The sequence below is a fragment of the Streptomyces sp. NPDC020597 genome (assembly GCF_044335095.1).
Classification (GTDB): domain Bacteria; phylum Actinomycetota; class Actinomycetes; order Streptomycetales; family Streptomycetaceae; genus Streptomyces.
In genome coordinates this window covers 69,224-91,042 of sequence record NZ_JBIRUL010000009.1, presented here as the reverse complement: position 1 = coordinate 91,042, position 21,819 = coordinate 69,224, and the positions used below count along the sequence as shown (strand labels likewise).

Annotated in this window: 17 protein-coding genes and 1 tRNA gene; 2 read left to right on the top strand and 16 right to left on the bottom strand. The window is 73.1% G+C overall.

Annotated elements, in window-relative coordinates:
• Positions 1 to 210 precede the first annotated feature (210 nt).
• Positions 211 to 285, top strand: a tRNA-Cys gene (locus ACH4ZA_RS17815).
• A 95-nt stretch (positions 286 to 380) separates the two neighbouring features.
• Here the strand turns inward: ACH4ZA_RS17815 and ACH4ZA_RS17810 are convergent.
• From ACH4ZA_RS17810 to ACH4ZA_RS17775, 8 genes are all read right to left on the bottom strand, one after another.
• A complete protein-coding gene (locus ACH4ZA_RS17810) occupies positions 381 to 1,472 on the bottom strand; it encodes an SUKH-4 family immunity protein (RefSeq protein WP_398430221.1) in 1,092 nt (363 codons plus the stop codon).
• Positions 1,473 to 1,744: 272 nt separating this feature from the next.
• The gene (locus ACH4ZA_RS17805; protein ID WP_398430220.1) at positions 1,745 to 1,930 is read right to left on the bottom strand and encodes a hypothetical protein; all 186 of its coding nucleotides are present in this window, start codon (positions 1,928 to 1,930) and stop codon (positions 1,745 to 1,747) included.
• Positions 1,927 to 4,236 (bottom strand): molybdopterin cofactor-binding domain-containing protein, encoded by a 2,310-nt coding sequence (locus tag ACH4ZA_RS17800; RefSeq protein ID WP_319276370.1) that lies wholly within the window; start codon positions 4,234 to 4,236, stop codon positions 1,927 to 1,929. The genes ACH4ZA_RS17805 and ACH4ZA_RS17800 overlap by 4 nt, the downstream gene beginning before the upstream one ends.
• The gene (locus ACH4ZA_RS17795; protein WP_398430219.1) at positions 4,233 to 5,990 is read right to left on the bottom strand and encodes a 2Fe-2S iron-sulfur cluster-binding protein; all 1,758 of its coding nucleotides are present in this window, start codon (positions 5,988 to 5,990) and stop codon (positions 4,233 to 4,235) included. Before ACH4ZA_RS17795 ends, ACH4ZA_RS17800 begins: the two co-directional genes overlap by 4 nt.
• Positions 5,987 to 6,880: an FAD binding domain-containing protein gene (locus ACH4ZA_RS17790; protein WP_319280700.1), complete on the bottom strand. Its 894-nt coding sequence runs from the start codon at positions 6,878 to 6,880 to the stop codon at positions 5,987 to 5,989. Before ACH4ZA_RS17790 ends, ACH4ZA_RS17795 begins: the two co-directional genes overlap by 4 nt.
• A gap of 237 nt (positions 6,881 to 7,117) precedes the next feature.
• Positions 7,118 to 8,740 (bottom strand): beta-N-acetylhexosaminidase, encoded by a 1,623-nt coding sequence (locus ACH4ZA_RS17785; protein WP_319280733.1) that lies wholly within the window; start codon positions 8,738 to 8,740, stop codon positions 7,118 to 7,120.
• Positions 8,741 to 9,008: 268 nt separating this feature from the next.
• Positions 9,009 to 9,308 carry a DUF3039 domain-containing protein gene (locus tag ACH4ZA_RS17780; protein WP_069773379.1) on the bottom strand — a complete coding sequence of 100 codons (300 nt, stop codon included), beginning with the start codon at positions 9,306 to 9,308 and terminating at the stop codon, positions 9,009 to 9,011.
• 42 nt (positions 9,309 to 9,350) lie between these two features.
• Positions 9,351 to 9,923, bottom strand: a complete 573-nt coding sequence (locus ACH4ZA_RS17775; RefSeq protein WP_319280703.1) for a YqgE/AlgH family protein — start codon at positions 9,921 to 9,923, stop codon at positions 9,351 to 9,353.
• A gap of 345 nt (positions 9,924 to 10,268) precedes the next feature.
• Here ACH4ZA_RS17775 and murA point away from each other — a divergent pair, with 345 nt between their 5' ends.
• Entirely contained in the window at positions 10,269 to 11,615 is a 1,347-nt protein-coding gene (gene murA / locus ACH4ZA_RS17770; RefSeq protein WP_319280705.1) for a UDP-N-acetylglucosamine 1-carboxyvinyltransferase, read from the top strand.
• Between the two features lie 104 nt (positions 11,616 to 11,719).
• Here murA and ACH4ZA_RS17765 read toward each other — a convergent pair whose 3' ends face one another.
• The 8 genes from ACH4ZA_RS17765 to ACH4ZA_RS17730 form a co-directional block, all read right to left on the bottom strand.
• A complete protein-coding gene (locus tag ACH4ZA_RS17765; protein WP_007382399.1) occupies positions 11,720 to 12,001 on the bottom strand; it encodes an HU family DNA-binding protein in 282 nt (93 codons plus the stop codon).
• Between the two features lie 311 nt (positions 12,002 to 12,312).
• Complete coding sequence (locus tag ACH4ZA_RS17760) at positions 12,313 to 13,731, bottom strand: NAD-dependent malic enzyme (protein WP_319280707.1); 1,419 nt, start codon at positions 13,729 to 13,731, stop codon at positions 12,313 to 12,315.
• A gap of 330 nt (positions 13,732 to 14,061) precedes the next feature.
• Positions 14,062 to 16,461: a HelD family protein gene (locus tag ACH4ZA_RS17755; RefSeq protein ID WP_398430217.1), complete on the bottom strand. Its 2,400-nt coding sequence runs from the start codon at positions 16,459 to 16,461 to the stop codon at positions 14,062 to 14,064.
• Positions 16,462 to 16,530: 69 nt separating this feature from the next.
• Complete coding sequence (locus ACH4ZA_RS17750) at positions 16,531 to 17,364, bottom strand: zf-HC2 domain-containing protein (protein ID WP_319280709.1); 834 nt, start codon at positions 17,362 to 17,364, stop codon at positions 16,531 to 16,533.
• Positions 17,364 to 17,885 carry a sigma-70 family RNA polymerase sigma factor gene (locus ACH4ZA_RS17745; RefSeq protein WP_010039908.1) on the bottom strand — a complete coding sequence of 174 codons (522 nt, stop codon included), beginning with the start codon at positions 17,883 to 17,885 and terminating at the stop codon, positions 17,364 to 17,366. The genes ACH4ZA_RS17750 and ACH4ZA_RS17745 overlap by 1 nt, the downstream gene beginning before the upstream one ends.
• A gap of 405 nt (positions 17,886 to 18,290) precedes the next feature.
• Positions 18,291 to 18,887, bottom strand: coding sequence for a CGNR zinc finger domain-containing protein (locus ACH4ZA_RS17740; protein ID WP_398430216.1), 597 nt, complete (start codon positions 18,885 to 18,887; stop codon positions 18,291 to 18,293).
• A 113-nt stretch (positions 18,888 to 19,000) separates the two neighbouring features.
• The gene (locus tag ACH4ZA_RS17735; protein WP_319280713.1) at positions 19,001 to 20,176 is read right to left on the bottom strand and encodes a uroporphyrinogen-III synthase; all 1,176 of its coding nucleotides are present in this window, start codon (positions 20,174 to 20,176) and stop codon (positions 19,001 to 19,003) included.
• A gap of 95 nt (positions 20,177 to 20,271) precedes the next feature.
• Positions 20,272 to 21,666, bottom strand: coding sequence for a nitrate/nitrite transporter (locus tag ACH4ZA_RS17730; protein ID WP_398430214.1), 1,395 nt, complete (start codon positions 21,664 to 21,666; stop codon positions 20,272 to 20,274).
• Between the last annotated feature and the right edge of the window lie 153 nt (positions 21,667 to 21,819).

The following is a 21,819-nucleotide window of genomic DNA, read 5'->3' as shown; positions in this document are numbered from 1 at the left end:
GGTTGACACCTGTCGGAAGGCGGATCCCCACCCGGGACCTCGGTACTAGGTCCAGGGCTCCCATCCGCCCCGGCAGGCTCCCTGGCCCCCTTTCATGAACGGCGTGTGGCAGTCCCGTTGCAGCACCGTCCGGCTGCTTGAGCCCGGTCCGGGCCCGCCCGTACGGTCGTCACATCGAGTACGGCGGGGCCGGCATCCCGCCACCGACCCGACCGCGTGCCCGAGAGGCTCAGGGGCTCGCCTGCAAAGCGAGTAACACGGGTTCGAATCCCGTCGCGGTCTCCAGCGCCCGACCGGGCAAGGGGCAAGGGCGGCACCCCCGGAGGGTGTCGCCCTTGCCTTCGTCCGTCGCCAGGACACCGGGTGGTGGTGCCGGATCGTCAGGCGTCCGCCGGGTCGGCCGGGGTGGCGTCGCAGGGGACCGGACCGGGCCGGCGGGCCCCGTCGGTGGCCGCCAGGTTGCGGGACATCGTGCCGGCGAGCCGGCCGCAGGCCTCGGTCAGTTCGCGCAGCGCGTCCAGGGCCCGCTCGCGCCTCAGCAGCCAGAGGGTGAACGCGAGGGTGGAGATGTCGGCGTTGAGCGGGCGCAGGGCGAGGTCCGGCTCGCTCCAGCTCAGCACCGCGCCCGTGGCGCCGTCCACGACGAGACCGGTGTCCGCGACGAGACCGGTGTCCGCGACGAGGCTCCCCAGCCGGATGAGGCGGTCGGCGTGCGCCGGGAGGCGGCTTCCGGCGCCGACCCCGTCGCGGTCGGCCTCCCGGCCGTCGTGGGCGGCCCGGTCGTCGGCGTGATGCTCGGCGAGTGTGCGCAGCGGCATGTCCGGATCCAGGGAGAACGGCGCGGCCTCCTCCGGCAGGCCCGTCGCGCGCAGGAAGCGCCGGGTCGGAGCGTGCGTGAGAGCGGCGGGGACGTCGACGTCCTCGAAGCGGACGACGCGCGCCGAGCCGAACTCCTCGTCCAGCAACCGGACCGGCAGGTCCAGGGCCAGGCCTGACGTCGTGCCCGGGCCGGCCATCAGGGCCAGCGGGCGGATCACCGCGGCCAGCTTCCAGAACAGGGCGCCGGCGTCGCCCGGGCCCTCGGCGCCCGCCTCGAACACCGCCAGCAGCCGGCGGGAGGCCTCGGCCACCGCCTGCGGTCCGAGCCGTCCGGCGTAGCAGGCGAACTGGCCGCGCAGGGCCGCCAGTTCGTCCACGGCCGTGGCGCAGCGGAGCAGCTTCTCCAGGGCCGGTGCGAGCGGCGGGGCGTCCATCAGGTCGAGGCGGTCGTGGAAGAAGTACGTCGTCGAGATCTCTCCCGTCATCCCGTCGAGCAGGACGGACTCCGTCTCCCGTCGCTCGGCGCCCGGCAGGCCGCGCAGGCCCGGGCCGGTCGGCCGGCGGCGGGCCGGGGCGTGTGCGATGTACGGGTTCAGCTCGTCCTCGGTGAAGGTGATCGTCGTCATGGCGGTGGTGGTCCTGGTCGTGCTCATCGGTCCCCCTGGCGGAATTCGCGTGCGCCGTCCCACTGCTCCGCAGCCTATGCGGCCCCACTGACAACGACTGTGACCAGCGGCGACGCCCGACCGTGCCGGGTTCCGCCCCGCGCACCCGGCACCGGTCCGCACCGGAAGACGTCGCGTCGGCCCCGTGCGTTCCCTTCCCACCCGGATCGCCCGGTCCGGCGGGAGCCGAGCCCGGTGTTCGACCCCGGTTTCCCACCCGGTGTCCAAGCCCGGTGTCACGGGGCGTCGGTGCGCGCCCGTCAGGTGAAGTACACGCCGCCCAGCACCACGGCCAGCGCCGCGGTCACGAACAGGAGGATCCAGAGCAGCAACTTGCCCGCGCTCGGAGGGGGTTCGTACTGCCGGGCTTCGGGCCGGCGCTCGTCCGACGGGTCCCCCGCCGGCAGGCCGTCCGCCGGCAGGCCGTCCGGGGCCGGGTCGCTCACCGGTCCGTCACCACCGCGGCCTGCGGCCTTATCGGGAGGCGGTTCACGGGGCGGCCCGTCGCGGCGCGGACGGCGGAGGCGATCGCCGCCGGCGAGGTGACGACGGGGACCGCGCTGGCCGCCTTCGCCCCGAACGGCGCGACCACGTCCCGCTCCTCGACCAGTTTGACGATCCGGATGTCCGGGGCGTCCAGCGCCGTGGGCAGCGCGTAGCCGGTGAGGTCGGGGTGGCGGATCAGGCCGCGGGGGGTGCGCAGGTTCTCGGTGAGCGCGATGCCCACGCCCTGCGTCACGCCCGCCTCGATGCGGGCGGCGAGCTGGGCCGGGTTCAGGATCCGGCCGACGTCCTGGGCGACGGCGAGTTCCACGACCCGCACCGAGCCGAGCTCGATGTCGACGTCCACGACCGCGCGGATCGCGCAGAAGGCGAGGCCGACGAAGGCGTCGCCCTGGCCGGCCGCGTCCAGCGGCTCGGTGGGGTGCGGGCGGCACTGTGCGGTCGCCCACAGCTCCTTGCCGTGCATCTCCTCCGTGACGGTCGTCGACAGGACGCCGTCGTAGGAGGTGATCTTGCCGTCGGTGATCTGCAGCAGTTCCGTGGACATGCCGAACTTGTGCGCCAGCGGCTGGAGCAGCTGGGTGCGGACCATCTTCGCCGCCCGTTCCACCGCGCCGCCGGAGACCCAGGTGTGACGGCCCCGGCAGCCGGGCCCCGCGGGGGGCTGGTCGGTGTCCACGGGCGCCACGTGGACCTCGTCGACGCCCAGCGTCTCCTGGACGATCTGACGGGCCAGCGTGGTGAAGCCCTGGCCGGTCTCGACGGCCGCGCACAGCACCGTCGCGACGCCGTCCTGAACCTTCACGGTGGCGGTGGAGACCTCGTCGGCGCCCTCCGCGCCCAGCATGTGGACCATGCCCAGGCCGTAGCCGACGCCGCGGCGCACCGCGCCCGGCTCGCCCGCGCCCTCGGGGCCGCCGGGCAGCAGCCAGTCCTCTTCGGGCGCGTCCTTGGGAAGCGACGGAAGGGGGAACTCCTGGACGGCCTGGAGGAGTTCGGCGACCGGTGCGGGGCACGTCACCGTCTGGCCGGTCGGCAGGACGTCGCCGGTCGCCATGACGTTGCGCAGCCGCAGCTCCGCGGGGTCGACGCCGAGCTTCTTCGCCAGCTTGTCCATCTGCGCCTCGTAGGCGGCGCACACCTGCATCGCGCCCTCGCCGCGCACATGGCCCGACGGCGGGTTGTTGGTGCGCACCGCCCAGCCCTCGATGAAGGCGTTCGGCACGACGTACGGGCCGCAGGCGAAGGAGACGGCGGCGGCCAGGGCCTCGGCGGAGGTGTCGGCGTAGGCGCCCGCGTCCAGCAGGATCTGCGCCTCGACCTTCACCAGCCGGCCCTCGGCGTCGGCGTGGTGACGGTAGCGCAGCAGTGTGGGGTGGCGGTGGGCGTGGCCGAGGAAGGACTCCTCGCGGGTCGCCGTGAGCTTCACCGGGCAGCCGGTCCTGAGGGCCAGCAGGCCCAGCGGGAGCTGGAAGCCCTGGTCCTCGCGGTCGGCGGTGGCGCCGGGCACGCCGGTGACGACGATCTTCACCCGTTCGGGGTCGAGGCCGAAGCAGGCCGCGGCGGTGTCCCGGTCGGTGTGCGGGTCGGTGGAGGCGAGGTAGAGCTCCACGCCGCCGTCGGGACGGGGCACGGCGAGACCGGCCTCGGCGCCGATGGGGGCGGGGTCGGCGCGCCCGATGCGGTACTGGCCCTCGACGACGACCACGCCGGCCGCGTCGGGGTCGCCGTGGTGCAGCGGGATGTGCCGGATCAGGTTGCCGTCGGGGTGCAGGGGCTCCGCCTCGAAGGCCAGCTCCGGGTCGATCACCGGGTCGAGCGTCTCGTACTCGACGATGACGGCCGCGGCGGCCATGCGCGCGGTGTCCGGGTGGTCGGCGGCGACGGCCGCGATGGGCTCGCCGTGGTGGCGGACGACGTCGGAGGCGAACACGGGCCGGTCCACGGCGCCCCGGCCGTGCAGCGCGCGGCCCGGGACGTCCTCGTGGGTGACGACGGCGCGCACGCCGGGCATCTCACGCGCGTGGGAGGTGTCGATGGACACGATGCGCGCGTGCGGGTGCGGTGAGCGCAGGACGGCCGCCCAGAGCAGACCCTCGGCCCACAGGTCGGCCGCGTACGGGAAGGTGCCCTCGGTCTTGGCGCGCACGTCGGCGGGCTGCAGGGACACGCCGAGGCCGTGCGGGGCGGGCTCGGGTGCCGGGGCCGCCTCGACGGGGGTCGCCGCGGTGGCTGTCTCGTTCGTCACGCCTGGCCTCCGTCCTGGCCCTGTCCGTATGCGGGGTCATGCGGGTGGGGCTGCGCCGGGTTCTCGAACGCCGACGCGTGCACGCCGCCGGCGCCCGGGCCCGCCTGGTGAGGGATACGTGCCTCGTCGCCGTCCGTCTCGGCGTCGGCGTGCGCCCGGCGCTCGGCGACGACGTCCTGGACGGCCTGCAGGACGCCCCGGTAGCCGGAGCAGCGGCACAGGTTGCCGCACAGGGCCTGGCGGGCCTCGAGTTCGGACGGCGCCGGGTTGCCCTCGAGCAGGTCGTGCACGGTCATCGCCATGCCGGGCACGCAGAAGCCGCACTGGACGGCGCCGCAGGCGGCGAGGGCCCGCTGCACGTCCGAGGGCTGCCCGTCGACGGCCAGCCCCTCGACGGTGCGGATCTCGCTGCCGGCGGTGGTGACGGCCGGGACCAGGCAGGAGGCGACGAGCCGCCCGTCCACCTGCACGTTGCAGGCGCCGCACTCGCCCTGCGAGCAGCCGTCCTTGGCGCCCGCGAGGCCGAGTCGCTCGCGCAGCACGTAGAGCAGCGACTCGCCGATCCAGGCGTCGGTGACGGGGCGGTCGGAGCCGTTGACGCGCAGCACGTAACCGGCGAGGGGGTGCTCCTCGTGGAACGGCGGCGTGGCGTCGTCGGCGCCCTCGTCCGCCGCCGGCTCCGGCTGCGGGTCCGACGGTTGCGGGTCGGAGACGTGCGGGTCGGAGGCGTGCGGTTGCGGGGTCCGCGGGTCGTCGCCTGCGGGCGCGTCGTCGTGCGCGGCGCCAGGCTCGGCGGGCGGCCGCGCGGGCCGGTGGGCGGCTTCCGCGGGGCCGTGGGCGCCGTCGCGGGCGCTCGCCGGCTCCCCGGACGTCTCGGCGGTCCCCTCGGCCTCGGCGGCCCGCGGGGCGGTCGCGGCGGGGCCGTCGGCGGGCACCGTGTACGCCTCGGCGGAGACTTCCGGGGCGAACGCGCCGCCCGGGTCGGGGCGCCGGCCGGCGTGCTCGGCGTCGGGGCGGGCCCGGTCGGGGGCCGCGGCCGACGGGTCGTGCTCCGGCGCGAACGCGGTCCCGGTCTCGTGCGGGGACAGGTGCGCGGGCGGGTGGCCGTGCGACGCCGGTTCCGCGGCCCCGGGGCCGGCCTCGTCGGCGGCCCGGTCCCACGTCTGGTGCGCGGTCCCGGACGGCTCGGTCGCCCAGGGCGCGGCCGCGCCGCCGGGCAGGGTGGCCGGAGGCGTCCCGCCCCACTGCTCGACCAGGGAGGACGCGGTGAACTCGCCCGATTCGTCGGGAAGGTCGCCGCCCGCGACGGGGATCGACCACTGGCCGGTCACGTCGTGGCCCGGGGCGGGAGGCGCCTGCGGCGTGCCCTGGCCCGCCGAGGCGTCCTCGAACGCCCACTGGCCGGTCGCGCCCGGGTTGTACCGGAAGCGGTCGTCGCCCACCGTCTGCGGGGTGTCCTGCGCGGGCGGCCAGTCGCCGCCGCCGGCCGGGGCCGCCCAGGTGGCGGCGTCGTCCGCGGGGGGCGCCACCGCTATCTGGGGCGGCACGTACCCGTGCCCAGGGGCGGCCAGCGGGCTGTCGCCGCGGCCCGCGAGAAGGGCGTCGATGCCTCCCTCGGGGAGCTTCACGAAGGCGGTCGCGCCGTCGTCGTAGTCCCCTTGGGGCAACGGGTCCCAGCGGCCGACGCCCTGCGGCGCGCCCTGGTCCTGCCCGTTCTCCTGTCCGTGTCCGGGTCCCTGCCGGTCGTCGGTCACGACAGCGCCCTCCCCAGTGCTCGTCGGGCCAGTGCGGCGACGGTGCGCCGCAGGTGCAGTACGGCGGGCGGAAGTTCCGGCACGGAGCCGTCCACGCCGGGCGTCGGGTCGGGGATGCAGGCGGCGGCGACGTACTCGCCGAAGGCCGCGAGGGCCTCGGGGACGATCGCGCGGCCGTTGTCCCAGTCGATCAGCCGGGCGACCCACTGCTCGGCCTCGAGCGGCCGCAGCGGCATCGGCGCTATGGCGCCCACCGCGCATCTGACCCCGCGCCGTGCGGGGTCGAGGACCAGTGCGACGGAGGCCACCGCGCGGCCCGGACCGGTGCGGCCGGTGGCCTTCAGGAAGACCTGCGGGGCGTGCAGCAGGGGCACGCGCACGTACCCGATGAGTTCGCCGCCGCGCAGCATCTCCATGCCGGCCAGCAGGTGCGACACCGGGACCTCCCGGCGGGCTCCGCCCGGGCCCGCGACGATCAGGGTCGCCTCCAGCGCGGCCAGCACGGGCAGCGCGTCGCCCGTGGGGGCGGCCGAGGCGACGTTGCCGCCCAGGGTGCCCGCGTTGCGGATCTGCGGCGGACCGGCGGCGCGGGCGGCCGCGGCGAGCGCCGGGATCAGGGCGGCGAAGTCGGGGCGGCCCATGCGCGCGTGGGTGAGTCCGGCGCCGAGCAGGGCGTGGCCGTCCTGGTACTGCCAGCCGCGGATCTCGCTGATCCGGCCGAGGCCCACCAGCCCGGCAGGGCGCAGCTGACCCGAGTTCACGGCGGCCATGAGGTCGGTGCCGCCGGCCACGGGGACGGCGGCGGGCATGGCCGCCAGGGCCGCCACGGCGTCGTCCAGTGTCGTGGGCAGCGTGACGGCCTGCGCCGCCTGCGGTGCGTGCGTGCTCAAAACCGGCTGCCCCTTCCCGCTGCCCCACCTGGTCCCACCTGTGAAGCCGTACGGTACGTGCTGACAGGGCGGACGTGGCAACTCTGGCACATCTTCGCAACACCCGAGAGCGGGGGTCCGCTAGGAGGCATTCGCCCACCTCGTCCCGGTGATGGTCCGTTTTCGCACGGCATCACCGGTGCGCGTGAATTGCCTCTCTTCGGTGACCCTGACGGGGTTTCTCCGTGACGCACCGGATCACCGGTTCGGGGGCCGTCCCTCGAGGGGCCGCCCGAGGACGCCGGGGCGCCGCTGCCACGGCCGGGGCCCGCCCGGCGGGCGGTAGCCGACGCCCAGGGCGTCGAGCCGCGCGTAGTGGGACCGCATCCGCCGCTCGAAGCCGGCGAAGTCCCGTTCCGCCGGGGCGGGCAGGTCGCTCCAGGCGACCTCGGCGAAGGCGGCGAGGCGGGGAAAGGCCTGGTAGTCCACGCGCGCCTGGTCCTCCATCGCCTCGGTCCACAGGTTGGCCTGGGCGCCGAGCACGTGCCGCGCCTGCGCCGGCGTCAACTCCGTGGGAACGGGCTCGAACCGATAGACGTCCTCCAGGGTGCGGACGTAGCCGATCGGCACGGGTTCGTCCGCGCCGTCCGCCTGCCGGTGGTCGAGGTACACCTGCTGCTCCGGGCACATCACCACGTCGTGCCCGGCCCGCGCGGCGGCGATCCCGCCCGCGCTGCCGCGCCAGGAGGACACGGCCGCCCCGTTGGCGAGCCCGCCCTCCAAAATCTCGTCCCAGCCGATCAGCCGCCGCCCGCGCGCCGTGAGCCAGGCGTCGAAGTGGCGGATGAACCAGGACTGCAGCTGGTCCTCGTCCGCGAGGCCGAGTTCGGCGATGCGGGCCTGCGCGGCCGGTGAACGCCGCCACTGGTCCTTGAGGCATTCGTCACCCCCGACGTGGACGAACCGCGAGGGGAAGAGTTCCAGCACCTCCTCGAAGACCCCCTCGTAGAAGCGCAGGGTGACGTCGGCGGGGGCCAGCACGTTCGGACTGATCCCCCAGTTGTCCCAGACGGTCAGGGCGGCGGTGTCGACGACGTCGGCGTTGCCGAGTTCCGGATACGCGGCGATCGCGGCCTGCGAGTGGCCGGGCACGTCGATCTCGGGGACGACGGTGATGTGCCGCTGCTCCGCATAGGCGACGATCTCCCGGATGTCGTCCTGGGTGTAGAAGCCGCCGTGCGGCTTGTCCTCCCACAGCGGCGAGGCGCGATGGCCGAATTTCGTGCGGGCCCGCCAGGAGCCGACCTCGGTGAGCCGGGGGTGTCTGCGGATCTCGATCCGCCAGCCCTGGTCGTCCGTCAGATGGAGGTGGAAGACGTTGAGTTTGTGCGCCGCCATCAGGTCCAGGTAGCGCAGGACGCCGTCCTTGGGCATGAAGTGCCGGGCCACGTCCAGCATGAGGCCGCGCCAGCGGAACCGGGGCGCGTCCTCGACGATCCGCTGCGGGACGCCGTACTTGACGCCGCGTCGGACGGGCGCGCGCCGGAAGGCTTCCGGGCCGAGCAGCTGCCGCAGGGTCTGGGCGCCCCAGAAGACGCCGGCGGGATCCCCGCCGCGGATCTCGACGCCCGAGTCCGCGACGACGCTCAGCCGGTACGCCTCGGGCTCCAGCGTGTCGTCCAGGCACAGCCGCACGCAGTCGCGGGCGTCCCGCGGTCCGGGCCGCAGGGGCAGGCCGAGCGCCGCGCCGAGCGTGGCGCGCAGCCAGCGTTCGGCGCTCTCCGTGCCGGGAGCGGCCCACAGGGTGGTGGCCTCGTCGAACAGGACCGCACCGCGGGGCGTCGGGCCGTCGACGGAGCGGGGCGCGGGGACGAGATCCATCGCAGACGTCACGTCAGTCCTTCGGGGCTCCGGAACCGCTTTCGCACTGCTTCGCACGACACACCGGAGGCTAGGGCCGGGAGATCACCCCGACAAGAGGTCTGGACCAATCTGTGACCTGGACCGATCGGCGACCTGGGCCGATCCGCGACCTGGGCCGATCCGCGACCGGCCGGCGCCGCCCGCGCGCCCCGCGCGGCCGGGCGCACACGCCGAAGCCCCCAGGGCGCGCCGAAACGCGCCCCGGGGGCCCAGGAAGCTCCGCGGGCTACTTCTTGTCGCCGCCCTTGCCCTTGTCGTCCCCGCCGCCCGCCATGGACTCGAAGATCTCCTTGCACATGGGGCACACCGGATACTTCTTCGGGTCGCGACCCGGCACCCAGACCTTGCCGCACAGCGCCACGACGGGCGTCCCGTCGAGGGCGCTCGCCATGATCTTGTCCTTCTGGACGTAGTGGGCGAAGCGCTCGTGGTCCCCGTCGCCGTGCGACACCTGCGGCGTCGGCTCCACGAGGGTCCCCGTCCCCGTGCCTCGCTGGGGCTGGGTCTCAGGCTCAAGAGTGCTCATGGCGCCAAGCGTACTGAAGCCGGGCCGGGATGCTCACGCGCGTCAGTTCAGCGAGGCGTCGTCCGGGTAGGTCGCGACCATCGCCAGGTCGTTGCGCTGGCGGCGCAGCACCTCGCGCCAGAGCCGTTCGGGGGACGGCGAGGAGACGTCGCCGGGCTCGGACTCCACGACGTACCAGGCGCCCTCCACCAGCTCGTCCTCCAGCTGGCCGGGCCCCCAGCCCGCGTATCCGGCGAAGATCCGCAGGGAGCCGAGAGCCGCGGCGAGGAGCTCCGGCGGGGCCTCCAGGTCGACCAGGCCGATCGCGCCGTGCACCCGGCGCCAGCCGAGCGGAGCGCCGTCGACGGCCGCACCGCCCGGGATGACGGCGATGCCGAGGGCCGAGTCGAGGGAGACCGGGCCGCCCTGGAAGACGACGCCGGGTTCGCCCGCGAGCTCCGCCCAGTCCTCCAGGATGTCGCCGACGCCCACCGGGGTGGGCCGGTTGAGGACGACGCCGAGCGAGCCCTCCTCGTCGTGGTCGAGGAGGAGCACCACCGCACGGTCGAAGTTCGGGTCCGCCAGGGCGGGCGTGGCCACGAGCAGCCGCCCTGTGAGCGAGGACACCTCGGTCATGCCAGACATGATCCCGCATCTTCCCGCCGAGTGGGGAGGCAATGCGCGGTGCGCGGGTGCGTGCGAGGGAACGAGGAGGTGCGAGCCGGTGGGACGCACGTCGAGGGGGGCGGCGGGAGCCGGACGGGCGCACGGACGCGGACCGGGCGCACGGGCCGCGACGAGGTGCGGCGGTGACCTTCCGTGCCCGGCGGGGAACCGTTCGTGTTGTGACACAGCCATGACGATCCTGAGGCGTCCTCGGGCTTACGGCACAGGGGCCGACGGCGATTACCCTGTCTCATCTGGCCCTGCCCCCACCCCAACGGCCCTGCCCTGATCCACCATCCATGGAACGCGAGACACATGACCGTCAACGGCTCTGACGACGTACTGCTTGTCCACGGCGGCACCCCGCTCGAGGGCGAGATCCGGGTCCGCGGTGCGAAGAACCTCGTACCCAAGGCCATGGTCGCCGCCCTGCTGGGCAGTGAGCCGAGCCGGCTGCGCAACGTCCCGGACATCCGTGACGTGCGGGTCGTGCGCGGTCTGCTGCAACTGCACGGGGTGACGGTCCGTCCGGGCGAGGAGCCGGGCGAGCTGGTGCTCGACCCGACCTACGTGGAGAGCGCCAACGTCGCCGACATCGACGCCCACGCGGGCTCCAGCCGGATCCCGATCCTGTTCTGCGGCCCGCTGCTGCACCGCCTCGGGCACGCCTTCATCCCGGGCCTCGGCGGCTGCGACATCGGCGGCCGGCCCATCGACTTCCACTTCGACGTGCTGCGGCAGTTCGGCGCGAAGATCGAGAAGCGGGAGGACGGCCAGTACCTGGAGGCCCCGCAGCGGCTGCGCGGCACGAAGATCCGGCTGCCGTACCCGTCGGTCGGCGCGACCGAGCAGGTGCTGCTGACGGCGGTCCTGGCGGAGGGCGTCACCGAGCTCTCGAACGCGGCCGTGGAGCCGGAGATCGAGGACCTCATCTGCGTGCTGCAGAAGATGGGCGCCATCATCGCGATGGACACCGACCGCACGATCCGCATCACCGGTGTGGACAAGCTCGGCGGCTACAACCACGCGGCCCTGTCGGACCGTCTGGAGGCCGCGTCCTGGGCGTCGGCGGCGCTGGCGACGGAGGGCAACATCTACGTCCGCGGGGCCCAGCAGCGGTCGATGATGACGTTCCTGAACACCTACCGCAAGGTGGGCGGCGCCTTCGAGATCGACGACGAGGGCATCCGCTTCTGGCACCCCGGCGGCAACCTGAAGTCCATCGCGCTCGAGACGGACGTGCACCCCGGCTTCCAGACCGACTGGCAGCAGCCGCTGGTCGTCGCCCTCACCCAGGCCACCGGCCTGTCGATCGTCCACGAGACGGTCTACGAGTCCCGGCTGGGCTTCACCTCGGCGCTCAACCAGATGGGCGCCCACATCCAGCTCTACCGCGAGTGCCTCGGCGGCTCCGACTGCCGCTTCGGGCAGCGCAACTTCCTGCACTCCGCAGTCGTGTCGGGCCCCACGAAGCTCCAGGGCGCCGATCTGGTCATCCCCGACCTGCGCGGCGGCTTCTCGTACCTGATCGCCGCGCTCGCGGCCCAGGGCACGTCCCGCGTGCACGGCATCGAGCTCATCAACCGCGGCTACGAGAACTTCATGGAGAAGCTGGTGGAGCTCGGCGCGAAGGTGGAGCTGCCGGGCAAGGCCCTCGGCTAGCCCACCCGCTGTCCGCGCACGACGATGGGGCGGCTCCTCCGAGGGGAGCCGCCCCATTCGCGTTGCCGAGCCTCGTACGCGGATCCCGTCGCGTACGCGAAGGCCTACTTGCCCTTGGCGGCTTCCTTGAGCTTGCTGCCCGCGGAGACCTTGACGCTGTAGCCGGCCGGGATCTGGATCGGGTCACCGGTCTGCGGGTTGCGCGCCGTACGAGCGGCACGGTGGGTGCGCTCGAAGGTCAGGAAGCCGGGGATGGTGACCTTCTCGTCGCCCTTGGCGACGATCTCGCCGACGGTCTCGGCGAACGCGGCCAGAACGGCGTCGGCGTCCTTACGGGTCACCTCGGCGCGGTCGGCCAGCGCGGCCACCAGCTCACTGCGGTTCATGTTGTTACTCCCGTGTTCTTCTTGCCGTTGAGGCGTGCCACGCGGCAGAGCCGCCTGTGGGGCACAGCGAAGTCGTTGTGCTCGCGCCCAGAGACGCATCCTGCCCCTACCTGCGGCGGGAAAGCCAATCCGGCACCCGCTCGGAGTCGTGAGACAACCCTTGGGAGTCACACGAGAGCGCTTGGCTCGGGCGCAACCCTAGAGGGCCGTCCACGGCCCGGGGTTCCACGACGCGCCGGTGCGGGGGCCGTCGTGGCGATCGTCACAGACCGCCCGGGCCCCCGCGTGCCGCAGGGCAGAGCCTGCAAAGGCTACGAGGCCGACGCCCCGGCGGCCTTGGCGGCCTCGCGCACCGCGCCCGCCACCGCGCCCGCGACCTTGTCGTTGAAGACGCTCGGGATGATGTAGTTCGCGTTGAGCTCGTCATCGCTCACGACGTCGGCGAGGGCCTTCGCGGCCGCGAGCATCATCTCCGTGTTCACGGTGCGGGACTGCGCGTCCAGCAGGCCGCGGAAGACGCCCGGGAAGACCAGCACGTTGTTGATCTGGTTGGGGAAGTCGGAGCGGCCGGTGGCCACGACCGCGGCCGTCAGGCGGGCGACCGCCGGGTCGACCTCGGGGTCGGGGTTCGCGAGCGCGAACACGATCGAGCCCTCGGCCATCGCGGCCACGTCGTCGCCGTCGAGCACGTTCGGGGCGGAGACGCCGATGAAGACGTCGGCGCCGCGCACGGCCTCCTTCAGGGTGCCGGTGAGGCCCTCGGGGTTGGTGTTGTCGGCGATCCAGCACAGCGCCGAGTCGGGGGCCGCGTCGACGAGGTCCGGACGGTCCGCGTGGACCACGCCGTGGATGTCGGCGACGACCGCGTTCTTGACCCCGGCGGCGAGCAGCAGCTTGAGGATGGCCGTGCCGGCCGCGCCCGCGCCGGACATGACCACGCGCACGTCGCCGATGCCCTTGCCGACGACACGCAGGGCGTTGGTGAGGGAGGCGAGGACGACGATCGCGGTGCCGTGCTGGTCGTCGTGGAAGACGGGGATGTCGAGGGCCTCGCGCAGCCGGGCCTCGATCTCGAAGCAGCGGGGGGCGGAGATGTCCTCGAGGTTGATGCCCGCGAAGCCGGGGGCGATCGCCTTGACGATCTCGACGATGGCGTCGGTGTCCTGGGTGTCCAGGCACAGCGGCCAGGCGTCGATGCCGGCGAACCGCTTGAACAGGGCCGCCTTGCCCTCCATGACGGGCAGCGCGGCCTTCGGGCCGATGTTGCCGAGGCCCAGCACGGCCGAGCCGTCCGTCACGACCGCAACGGAGTTGCGCTTGATGGTGAGGCGGCGGGCGTCCTCGGGGTTCTCGGCGATCGCCATGCAGACGCGGGCCACACCCGGCGTGTAGATCATCGAGAGGTCGTCGCGGTTGCGGATGGGGTGCTTCGACGCCATCTCGATCTTGCCGCCGAGGTGCATCAGGAACGTACGGTCGGAGACCTTGCCGAGCGTGACGCCCTCGATGCCGCGCAACTGCTCGACGATCTCGTCGGCGTGGGAGGTGGAGGTGGCGGCGATGGTGACGTCGATGCGGAGCTTCTCGTGGCCGGACGCCGTGACGTCGAGGCCGGTCACCGAGCCTCCGTGGGACTCGACGGCCCCGGTGAGCTGGGAGACCGCGGTACCGCTCGCGGGCACCTCCAGCCGGACCGTCATCGAGTAGGAGACGCTGGGCGCCGTTGCCATGGCCGACTTCCTCTGCACTGCTGGGTCGCGGGATTGCGGTCCGATCGTCGCACCTACCGACGAGTACGGGAAAGCCGCCCCGAATTGCGATCGTTTTGTTCTCGGTGGACGGGCGGGCGAGGCCGTGTCCGGGCGCAGAAAAAGGCCCGCATCACAGCTGATGCGGGCCTCTTCCCTCGTTCATGACACCGACCCGCCATGCTCGCCTCGCGGCAAGTGGTCGCTCGTGGCGACGAAGGTTGGGCCCGGGGGCTTGGATCGAGCCGGTGTCACGACCAGGCTAACAAACGGATGCCCGAACGCCATTCCCGTGCGGGCAGTTCACTGCGATCAGTCCCGCAGAAGGTCCGGCACTCCCTGTCCGTCCGGCTCGTCCCGCTCCCCGGACACCACCGTGAGCTGCTGCGTCGCCCGGGTGAGGGCGACGTACAGCACCCGCAGGCCCGCCGGCGACTCGTCGGCGATCTCCGCCGGCGAGACGACGACCGTGGCGTCGTACTCCAGGCCCTTGGCCTCCAGGCTGCCGAGCGCCACCACGCGGTCCCCCAGGCCGGCCAGCCAGCGCCTGGCCTCCTCACGGCGGTTCATGGCGACGACGACGCCGACGGTGCCGTCCACGCGTTCCAGGAGCCGCTCGGCCTCCGCGCGCACCGTCGGCGCCAGGGAGCCGCGCGCGGCCGTGAAGCGGGGCACGACACCCGTCGACCTGACCGCCGACGGGGACTCGGCGCCCGGCATGGCCAGCGCCAGCACCCTGGCGGCCAGCTCGGCGATCTCGGCCGGGTTGCGGTAGTTCACCGTCAGCTGGAAGCGGCGGCGGGGGCGGGTGCCGAGCGCCTCGTCGCGGGCCTCGGCGGCCTCGTCGGGGTCGGACCAGGAGGACTGGGCCGGGTCGCCGACGACCGTCCAGGTCGCGTGCCGGCCGCGGCGGCCGACCATGCGCCACTGCATCGGGGTGAGGTCCTGCGCCTCGTCGACGATGACGTGCGCGTACTCGGTGCGCTCCTGCGCGAGGCGCTCGGCGCGCTCGCGCTGGGTCTCCTCGCGCGTCGGCATCAGCTCCTCGAGGCCGGTGAGCTGGTCCAGCGGGTCGAGCTCGCGCCTCTTGCGCGGGCGGGCCGGGGAGCCGAGGACCGCCTGGAGCTCGTCGAGCATGGCGATGTCGTGCACGGACAGCCCGTCCCGTCTGAGGGAGCGGGCGACCTTGCGGACCTCGCCGGGGTTGAGGATCCGGCGGGCCCAGCGGCCCAGCCGCCGTTCGTCGGCCATGGCGCCGAGGACGGCCTGCGGGGTCAGCTCGGGCCACCAGGCGTCGAGGAAGGCGACGAAGGCGTCCTCGGTGCTCACGTCCTCGTCGAAGGAGGAGCGCAGCTCGGCGGCGAGCTCCGGGTCGCTGTGCCGGCCGGCCGCGCCGGAGCGCTCCCACAGGGCGTCCAGGAGCAGCTTGCGGGCGCGCGGGCGCAGCAGGTTCACCGGGGCGGTGCCGCTGAGCGCGCTGTGCCGCACGCGCTGCAGATCGGCGGCCTCCAGCTCCAGCCGGCGGCCGAAGGCGACGACGCGCAGCCGGCCGGGCGTGCCCGGGGTCTCGGGGGCCTCGTCCGGCCCGTCGTCGAAGCCGAGCTGTGTCTGCTGCCGCGCGCCGCGGCCGCCGCCGTCGCCGTTCTCCAGGGCGCCGCGGGCGGCTTTGCGCAGCACCTTGAGCATCCTGTACGACCCCTTGGCCCGGGCCACCGCCGGGGAGTCGTACAGGGTGGCCTCGGCGCCGTCGACGAGGGAGCCGATGGCGCGGATGGCGACCTGGCCCTCCTCGCCGAGGGAGGGGAGCACGCCCTCGGTGTACGCCACCAGCAGGGGGGTGGGCGACACGATCAGGATGCCGCCGGAGTACCGGCGCCGGTCCTGGTAGAGGAGGTAGGCGGCCCGGTGCAGCGCGACGGCGGTCTTCCCGGTGCCCGGCCCGCCCTCGACGTAGGTGACGGAGGCGGCGGGGGCGCGGATGACGAGGTCCTGCTCGGCCTGGATGGAGGCGACGATGTCGCGCATGGTGTGGCTGCGGGCCTGGCCGAGTGCGGCCATGAGGGCGCCGTCGCCGATGACGGGCAGTTCGCGGCCGTCCAGGGAGGCTCGCAGCTCGGGACGCATCAGGTCGTCCTCGACGCCGAGGACGCGGCGCCCCTTGGAGCGGATGACCCGGCGGCGCACGACACGCCCCGGATCGACGGGGGTGGAGCGGTAGAACGGGGCGGCGGCGGGCGCCCGCCAGTCGATGACCAGCGGCGCGTACTCGGAGTCGAGGACGCCGATCCGGCCGATGTGCAGCGTCTCGGCGATGTCGGCCGTGTTGTCGGGGCGGACGGCGCCCTCGGCGGGCTCCACGGCGGTGTAGGCGCCGTCCGGGCCCTTCTTGCCGTCCTTGCCGAGCAGCAGGTCGATCCGCCCGAACAGGAAGTCCTCGAACTCGTTGTTGAGCCGGTTGAGGTGGACGCCGGCCCGGAAGACCTGTGCGTCCCGTTCGGCGAGGGCGCCGGGCGTGCCGACCTGGCCGCGCTGGGCCGCGTCGTTCATGAGGAACTCGGCCTCGTGGATCTTCTCCTCGAGGCGGCGGTACACCCGGTCGAGGTGTACCTGTTCGACGCTGATCTCACGGTCCCGCACCGAATCCCCCACGGAATCCTGTGCGGCTTCGTCGACCGATCCGACCACGGTCTCCTGCTGTGCCTGAGCGGCCACCGGGCCCCCTTCTGACGTGCTGGGCAGCCGTCAACCGTACGCGAAGGGGGCCCGTGAAGCCATGCGGGACTACGCGTCGACCTGGACGAGCTTCTTGCCGTCGAAGGTCATGACCTCGAAGTGGTCGATCTCGTTGGTCTTGAAGGCTGCGCCGCCGGACACGTAGAGCGGGTTCTTGGCCTGTTCGGTCTTGGCGCCGGGAAGGCCGTAGCCCCACTCCGGGACCGACCAGGAGGAGACCGTCTCGCGCTCGCCGTTCTTGCCGACGGCGATCAGCGAGCACTTCTCCGGGCCCTTGACGTTCTTCAGCTCGACGCCGATCTCCGTGCCCCACGCCTTCTCGCCCATGGCGACGGTCGCGGAGACCTTGGTGGCGGAGTCGGTCGCGGAGACCCGCTGGGCGAGCGTGTCGAAGGCGTCCTTGGCGGAGTTCGCGGACTTGGTGGAGCCCGCCTGGACGCCCTTGCTCCCGCCGTCGCCGCCGGTCGCGGCCAGCACCGTGAGGGGGCCGCCGATGATCAGCGCGGCCGCGGCCGCCACCAGGAAGAAGGAGCGGCGGCGCTTGAGCGCGCGGCGCTCGGAGATCTCGTCGACCAGCCGCTCGGCGAGACGCGGGCTGGGGCGGGCGGACAGGGAGTCGCCGATCGCCGGGGTGCCGGAACCGGGCAGGTCCGCGAGCGCGGCAAGCATCGGTTCCATCCCGGCCAGCTCGTCGAGCTGCTGGGCGCACCATTCGCAGCCGGCAAGATGGGCTTCGAAGGCGGTCGCCTCGGCGTCGTCGAGGATGCCGAGGGCGTAGGCGCCGACGGTCTCGTGTTCGCTCGGGCTCGGAGATCCCACAGATCCCTGCATGGGGCCAGACATACCCGGCCCACCTGCTCCGAACCCCCCGTAAATGCTCATCACGCCGTCACCCCCCGCTCCTCCAGAGCCAGCTTCATCGACCGCAGGGCGTAGAACACCCTTGAGCGCACGGTGCCGCTGGGTATGCCGAGCGTCTCGGCCGCCTCGTTGACGGTACGCCCCTTGAAGTACGTCTCGACGAGCACCTCCCGGTGGGCCGGGGTCAGGTCGTCGAGCGCGTCGGACAGCGTCATCAGCCACAGCGCCTTGTCGATCTCGTCCTCCGCAGGAATGACCTCCAGCGGCGACGGGTCGACCTCCTGCGGCCGGGCCTGCCGGCTGCGGTGGCCGTCGATGACGATGCGACGAGCGACCGTCACCAGCCAGGGGCGTACCGATCCGGTCGCCCGATTGAGCTGACCGGCGTTCTTCCAGGCACGGATGAGCGTCTCCTGCACGACGTCCTCGGCACGCTGCCGATCTCCGGCAACCAGGCGCAGGACATACGCAAGCAGGGGTCCGGCATGCTCCCGATACAGAGCACGCATCAGCTCCTCGTCAGGTTCCGAGGGCTGGGACATGCGATGTCGGGCCCTCGATCCACGTTCATTGGCCACGGCCGCATCTTTGCGCACGCCCACCTCCGGTGTCCGGGGGATCCCCCCTTCGGTCGCTCGACGACGGGTACGCAGGGGGGGTGTTGAGCGTTCAAACCGCGGGGACACTTTTCTTCGGGGTGTCATGACGAGGGGGACATGGCGGCACATTCCCACCGTCTTTTCTTTACAAATCCACCACACCGACAAGATCACGCCGACTGCCCGTCGACCGGCGCGAGTAAACGGTGTGTAATCGAAATCACTTCGAAGACCGCCAGGCCGCGGCTCCACGAAAGCCGCATACCCGACAGGGCAGTTGGCGGTCGGTCACCCGGAGTACGCCCGGCGCCGCCCTCCACGGACGCCCGGACGGCGCCCGACGGGTCCTCAGGCGCGCGCGAGCGCGGCGCGCCGGCGGTGCCTCGCGACCCGCTCCCGGTTCCCGCAGGTCTCGCTCGAGCACCAGCGCCGACGGCGCCCCCGGGAGGTGTCGACGTACACGATGGGGCAGTTGTCCCCCGCGCACTGCCGCAGTGCGGCCCGGGCGACCGGATCGGTGAGCAACTCCACCGCGTCCAGGGCCACCGCGGCGAGCAGCGCGGCGCAACCGGGCGGTCGTTCCAACTCACGCACCAGCGAGCCGTCCTCGCCGGGCACTGCGCGCGGGACGGGCGGCGCGACCCGGGCGGCGTCGTTGACCCGGGCGAGCGCGGGGTCGTGTGCGGCGGTGGCGGTGTGGGCGAGCCACCCGTGCACCAACTGTCCTATATTGCGGCGCAGTTCCCGGAAGGCCGGCGGCCACGACGGGTCGGCGTGGGTCAGCGGGGTGCCCGGCGGGACGAGTCCGCAGCCGCGGATCCACGCGCACAACGGCGCGACGCCGTCGAGATGTTCCTGGGGGTGACTGGTCGCCAGCAGGTCGAGACAACACCGCCCGGCGTCGAACCGCAGCTCGTGGAAGTCCGTGACCGTCCCCAGTGCCATGCGCCACCGCCTTGGGCGTTCTCCCGGAAGAACCCTTCCCCTCACAGTGCCAGCGCGGGAGGCCGATAACCAGCCCGTCCGGGGCGGTTGCGGCCCCGGGGCGGGCAAACCGCTCAGACGTCCGCGTACTTGGCGTCCGCGGCCGGATCGAGCGCCAGCCGGTACCCGCGCTTCACCACGGTCTGGATCAGCTTCGGCGCCCCGAGAGCCGTCCGCAGCCGGGCCATCGCCGTCTCGACGGCGTGCTCGTCCCGTCCGGCCCCGGGCAGCGCCCGCAGCAGATCGGACCGCGGCACCACCCACCCCGGCCGCCGCGAGAGCGCCCGCAGCAGCGACATCCCGGCCGGCGGCACCGGCCGCAGCGCCCCGTCCACCAGCACCGCGTGCCCCCGGATCTCCACCCGGTGTCCGGCGAGCGGCAGGGCCCGGGCCCGGGTCGGCAGCTCCTGGCACAGCAGCTGCACGAGCGGCCCGAGCCGGAACCGCTCCGGCTGGATCGTGTCCACGCCGCGCGCCTGCAGCGGAAGCGCGGTGACGGGACCGACACAGGCCGGCAGCACGTCGTGGTGCAGGGCGGTGAGCAGCTCGGACAGCAGCCCGCGCTCCTCCGCCCGGGAGAACAGCGAGACGGCCGCGGGCGCGCTGGTGAAGGTGATCGCGTCCAGCCCGCGCGCGACGGCGGCGTCGATGAGCCGGTCGAGCGGCGAGATGTCCTCCGGCGGCATCCACCGGTAGACGGGCACTCCCACCACTTCGGCGCCCGCCGCGCGCAGCGACTCCACGAACCCGGGCAGCGGTTCGCCGTGCAGCTGGACGGCGACCCGGCGCCCCTCGACGCCCTCCTCCAGGAGCCGGTCGAGCACCTCGGCCATGGACTCGCTGGACGGCGACCACGCCTCCGTCAGACCGGCGGCCCGGACGGCGCCCTTCACCTTGGGGCCGCGGGCGAGCAGCTCCACCCCGCCCAGCCGGGCGAGCAGCTGCTCGCCGAGTCCCCAGCCGTCGGCGGCCTCGACCCAGCCTCGGAAGCCGATGGCGGTGGTGGCGACCACGACGTCGGGCGCCTGTTCGATGAGCTCCCTGGTGGCGGCGAGCAGCTCGCCGTCGTCGGCGAGCGGCACGATCCGCAGGGCGGGCGCGTGCAGCACCGCCGAGCCGCGCCGCTGGAGCAGCGCGCCGAGCTCCTCGGCCCGGCGCGCGGCCGTCACGCCCACGGTGAAGCCCGCGAGAGGCCCGTGTTCGACGGCGGCCCGTTGGCCGGTGGCCGGTTGTTGCTGTTCCTGGTGCATAGCTCTCGTCCCGCAGTCGCGTCTGACCTACATGCCGACGAGCCTGTCAACGGTGCGTGACAGGCTCGGTTCGGCTTGATGTCGCCCGTGTTACGTCACACCTCGGCGTAGCTGAGCTGCGGCTTCGCCTCGGATGCCGAGCCGGAGGCAGTCACCCGGCCGGCCGGACGGCGAAGGTATACGGCCCAGGTGACCGCGAAGCAGACGGCGTAGAAGGCGAGGAAGGCCACGAAGGCGCCGGTGCCGGAGCCGTAGGAGAGGAACGACTGCCGGAAGGCCAGGTTGATGCCGACGCCGCCGAGCGCGCCCACCGCGCCGATCAGTCCCATGGAGGCGCCGGACAGACGCCGGCCGTAGGCGGCCGCGGCCTCGCCCTGCAGGCCCTTCGCGACGGCCTTGGCCTGGAAGATGCCGGGGATCATCTTGTACGTCGACCCGTTGCCGAGGCCGCTGAGCACGAACAGCACCACGAAGGCGGTGACGAAGAGTCCGAGCGACTTCTGCATGCTGGCGAAGACCAGGACGCCGGTCGCGGCGGCCATCCCGACGTAGTTGTAGAGCGTGATCCTCGCGCCGCCGTACTTGTCGGCCAGCCAGCCGCCGACCGGGCGGATCAGGGAGCCGAGCAGCGGGCCGATGAAGGTGAGGTAGGCCGCCTGGAGGGGCGTCCGGCCGAACTGGTTCGTCAGGACCTGCCCGAAGGCGAAGCTGTAGCCGATGAACGACCCGAACGTGCCGACGTACAGGAAGGACATGATCCAGGTGTGGGCGTCCTTCGCGGAGTCGATCGCGGCGCCGGTGTCGTTCTTCACGGACGCCAGGTTGTCCATGAACAGCGCGGCCAGGGTCGCGGCGATCACGATCAGCGGGATGTAGATCCCGAGCAGCACGCGCGGGCCGCCGCTCGCGCCGATGACGGCGAGGCCGATCAGCTGGAGGACCGGCACGCCGATGTTGCCGCCGCCGGCGTTGAGCCCGAGCGCCCAGCCCTTCTTGCGGAGCGGGAAGAAGGCGTTGATGTTGGTCATGGAGGAGGCGAAGTTGCCGCCTCCGATGCCCGCGATCAGGCCGACCAGCAGGAAGGTGTCGAAGGAGGTCCCCGGCTCCATCACCGTGAAGGCGGCGACGGTGGGGATGAGCAGCAGGCCGGCGGAGATGATCGTCCAGTTCCGGCCGCCGAAGATCGCGACGGCGAAGGTGTACGGCACCCGCACCACCGCTCCGACCAGCGTCACCATCGACGTCAGCAGGAACTTGTCGGCGGGGGTGAGGCCGTACTCCGGGCCCATGAAGAGCACCAGCACGGACCACATGGTCCAGATCGAGAACCCGATGTGCTCGGAGAGGACGGAGAAGACGAGGTTGCGGCGGGCGATCTTCTCGCCCTTCTCGTTCCAGAAGGCCTCGTTCTCGGGGTCCCACTCCTCGATCCAGCGGCTCCCCTTCTTGGCGGGGGACGGCGGTGCGGGGGCTGTACTCGGGGCTGTCATGACGCCTCCACGTGCTCCGGGCTCGGGTGGTCCGGGGGGATGAGCGGTGATGAGTCCCGAAGGTAGGGAGAGCGCGTTTCCGGGCTGTGGCTGTGGGTGACCGGAAAGGAACGTTGCTCTCACCTTGCCCGGACCGCCGGTGAGAGGTCGCGC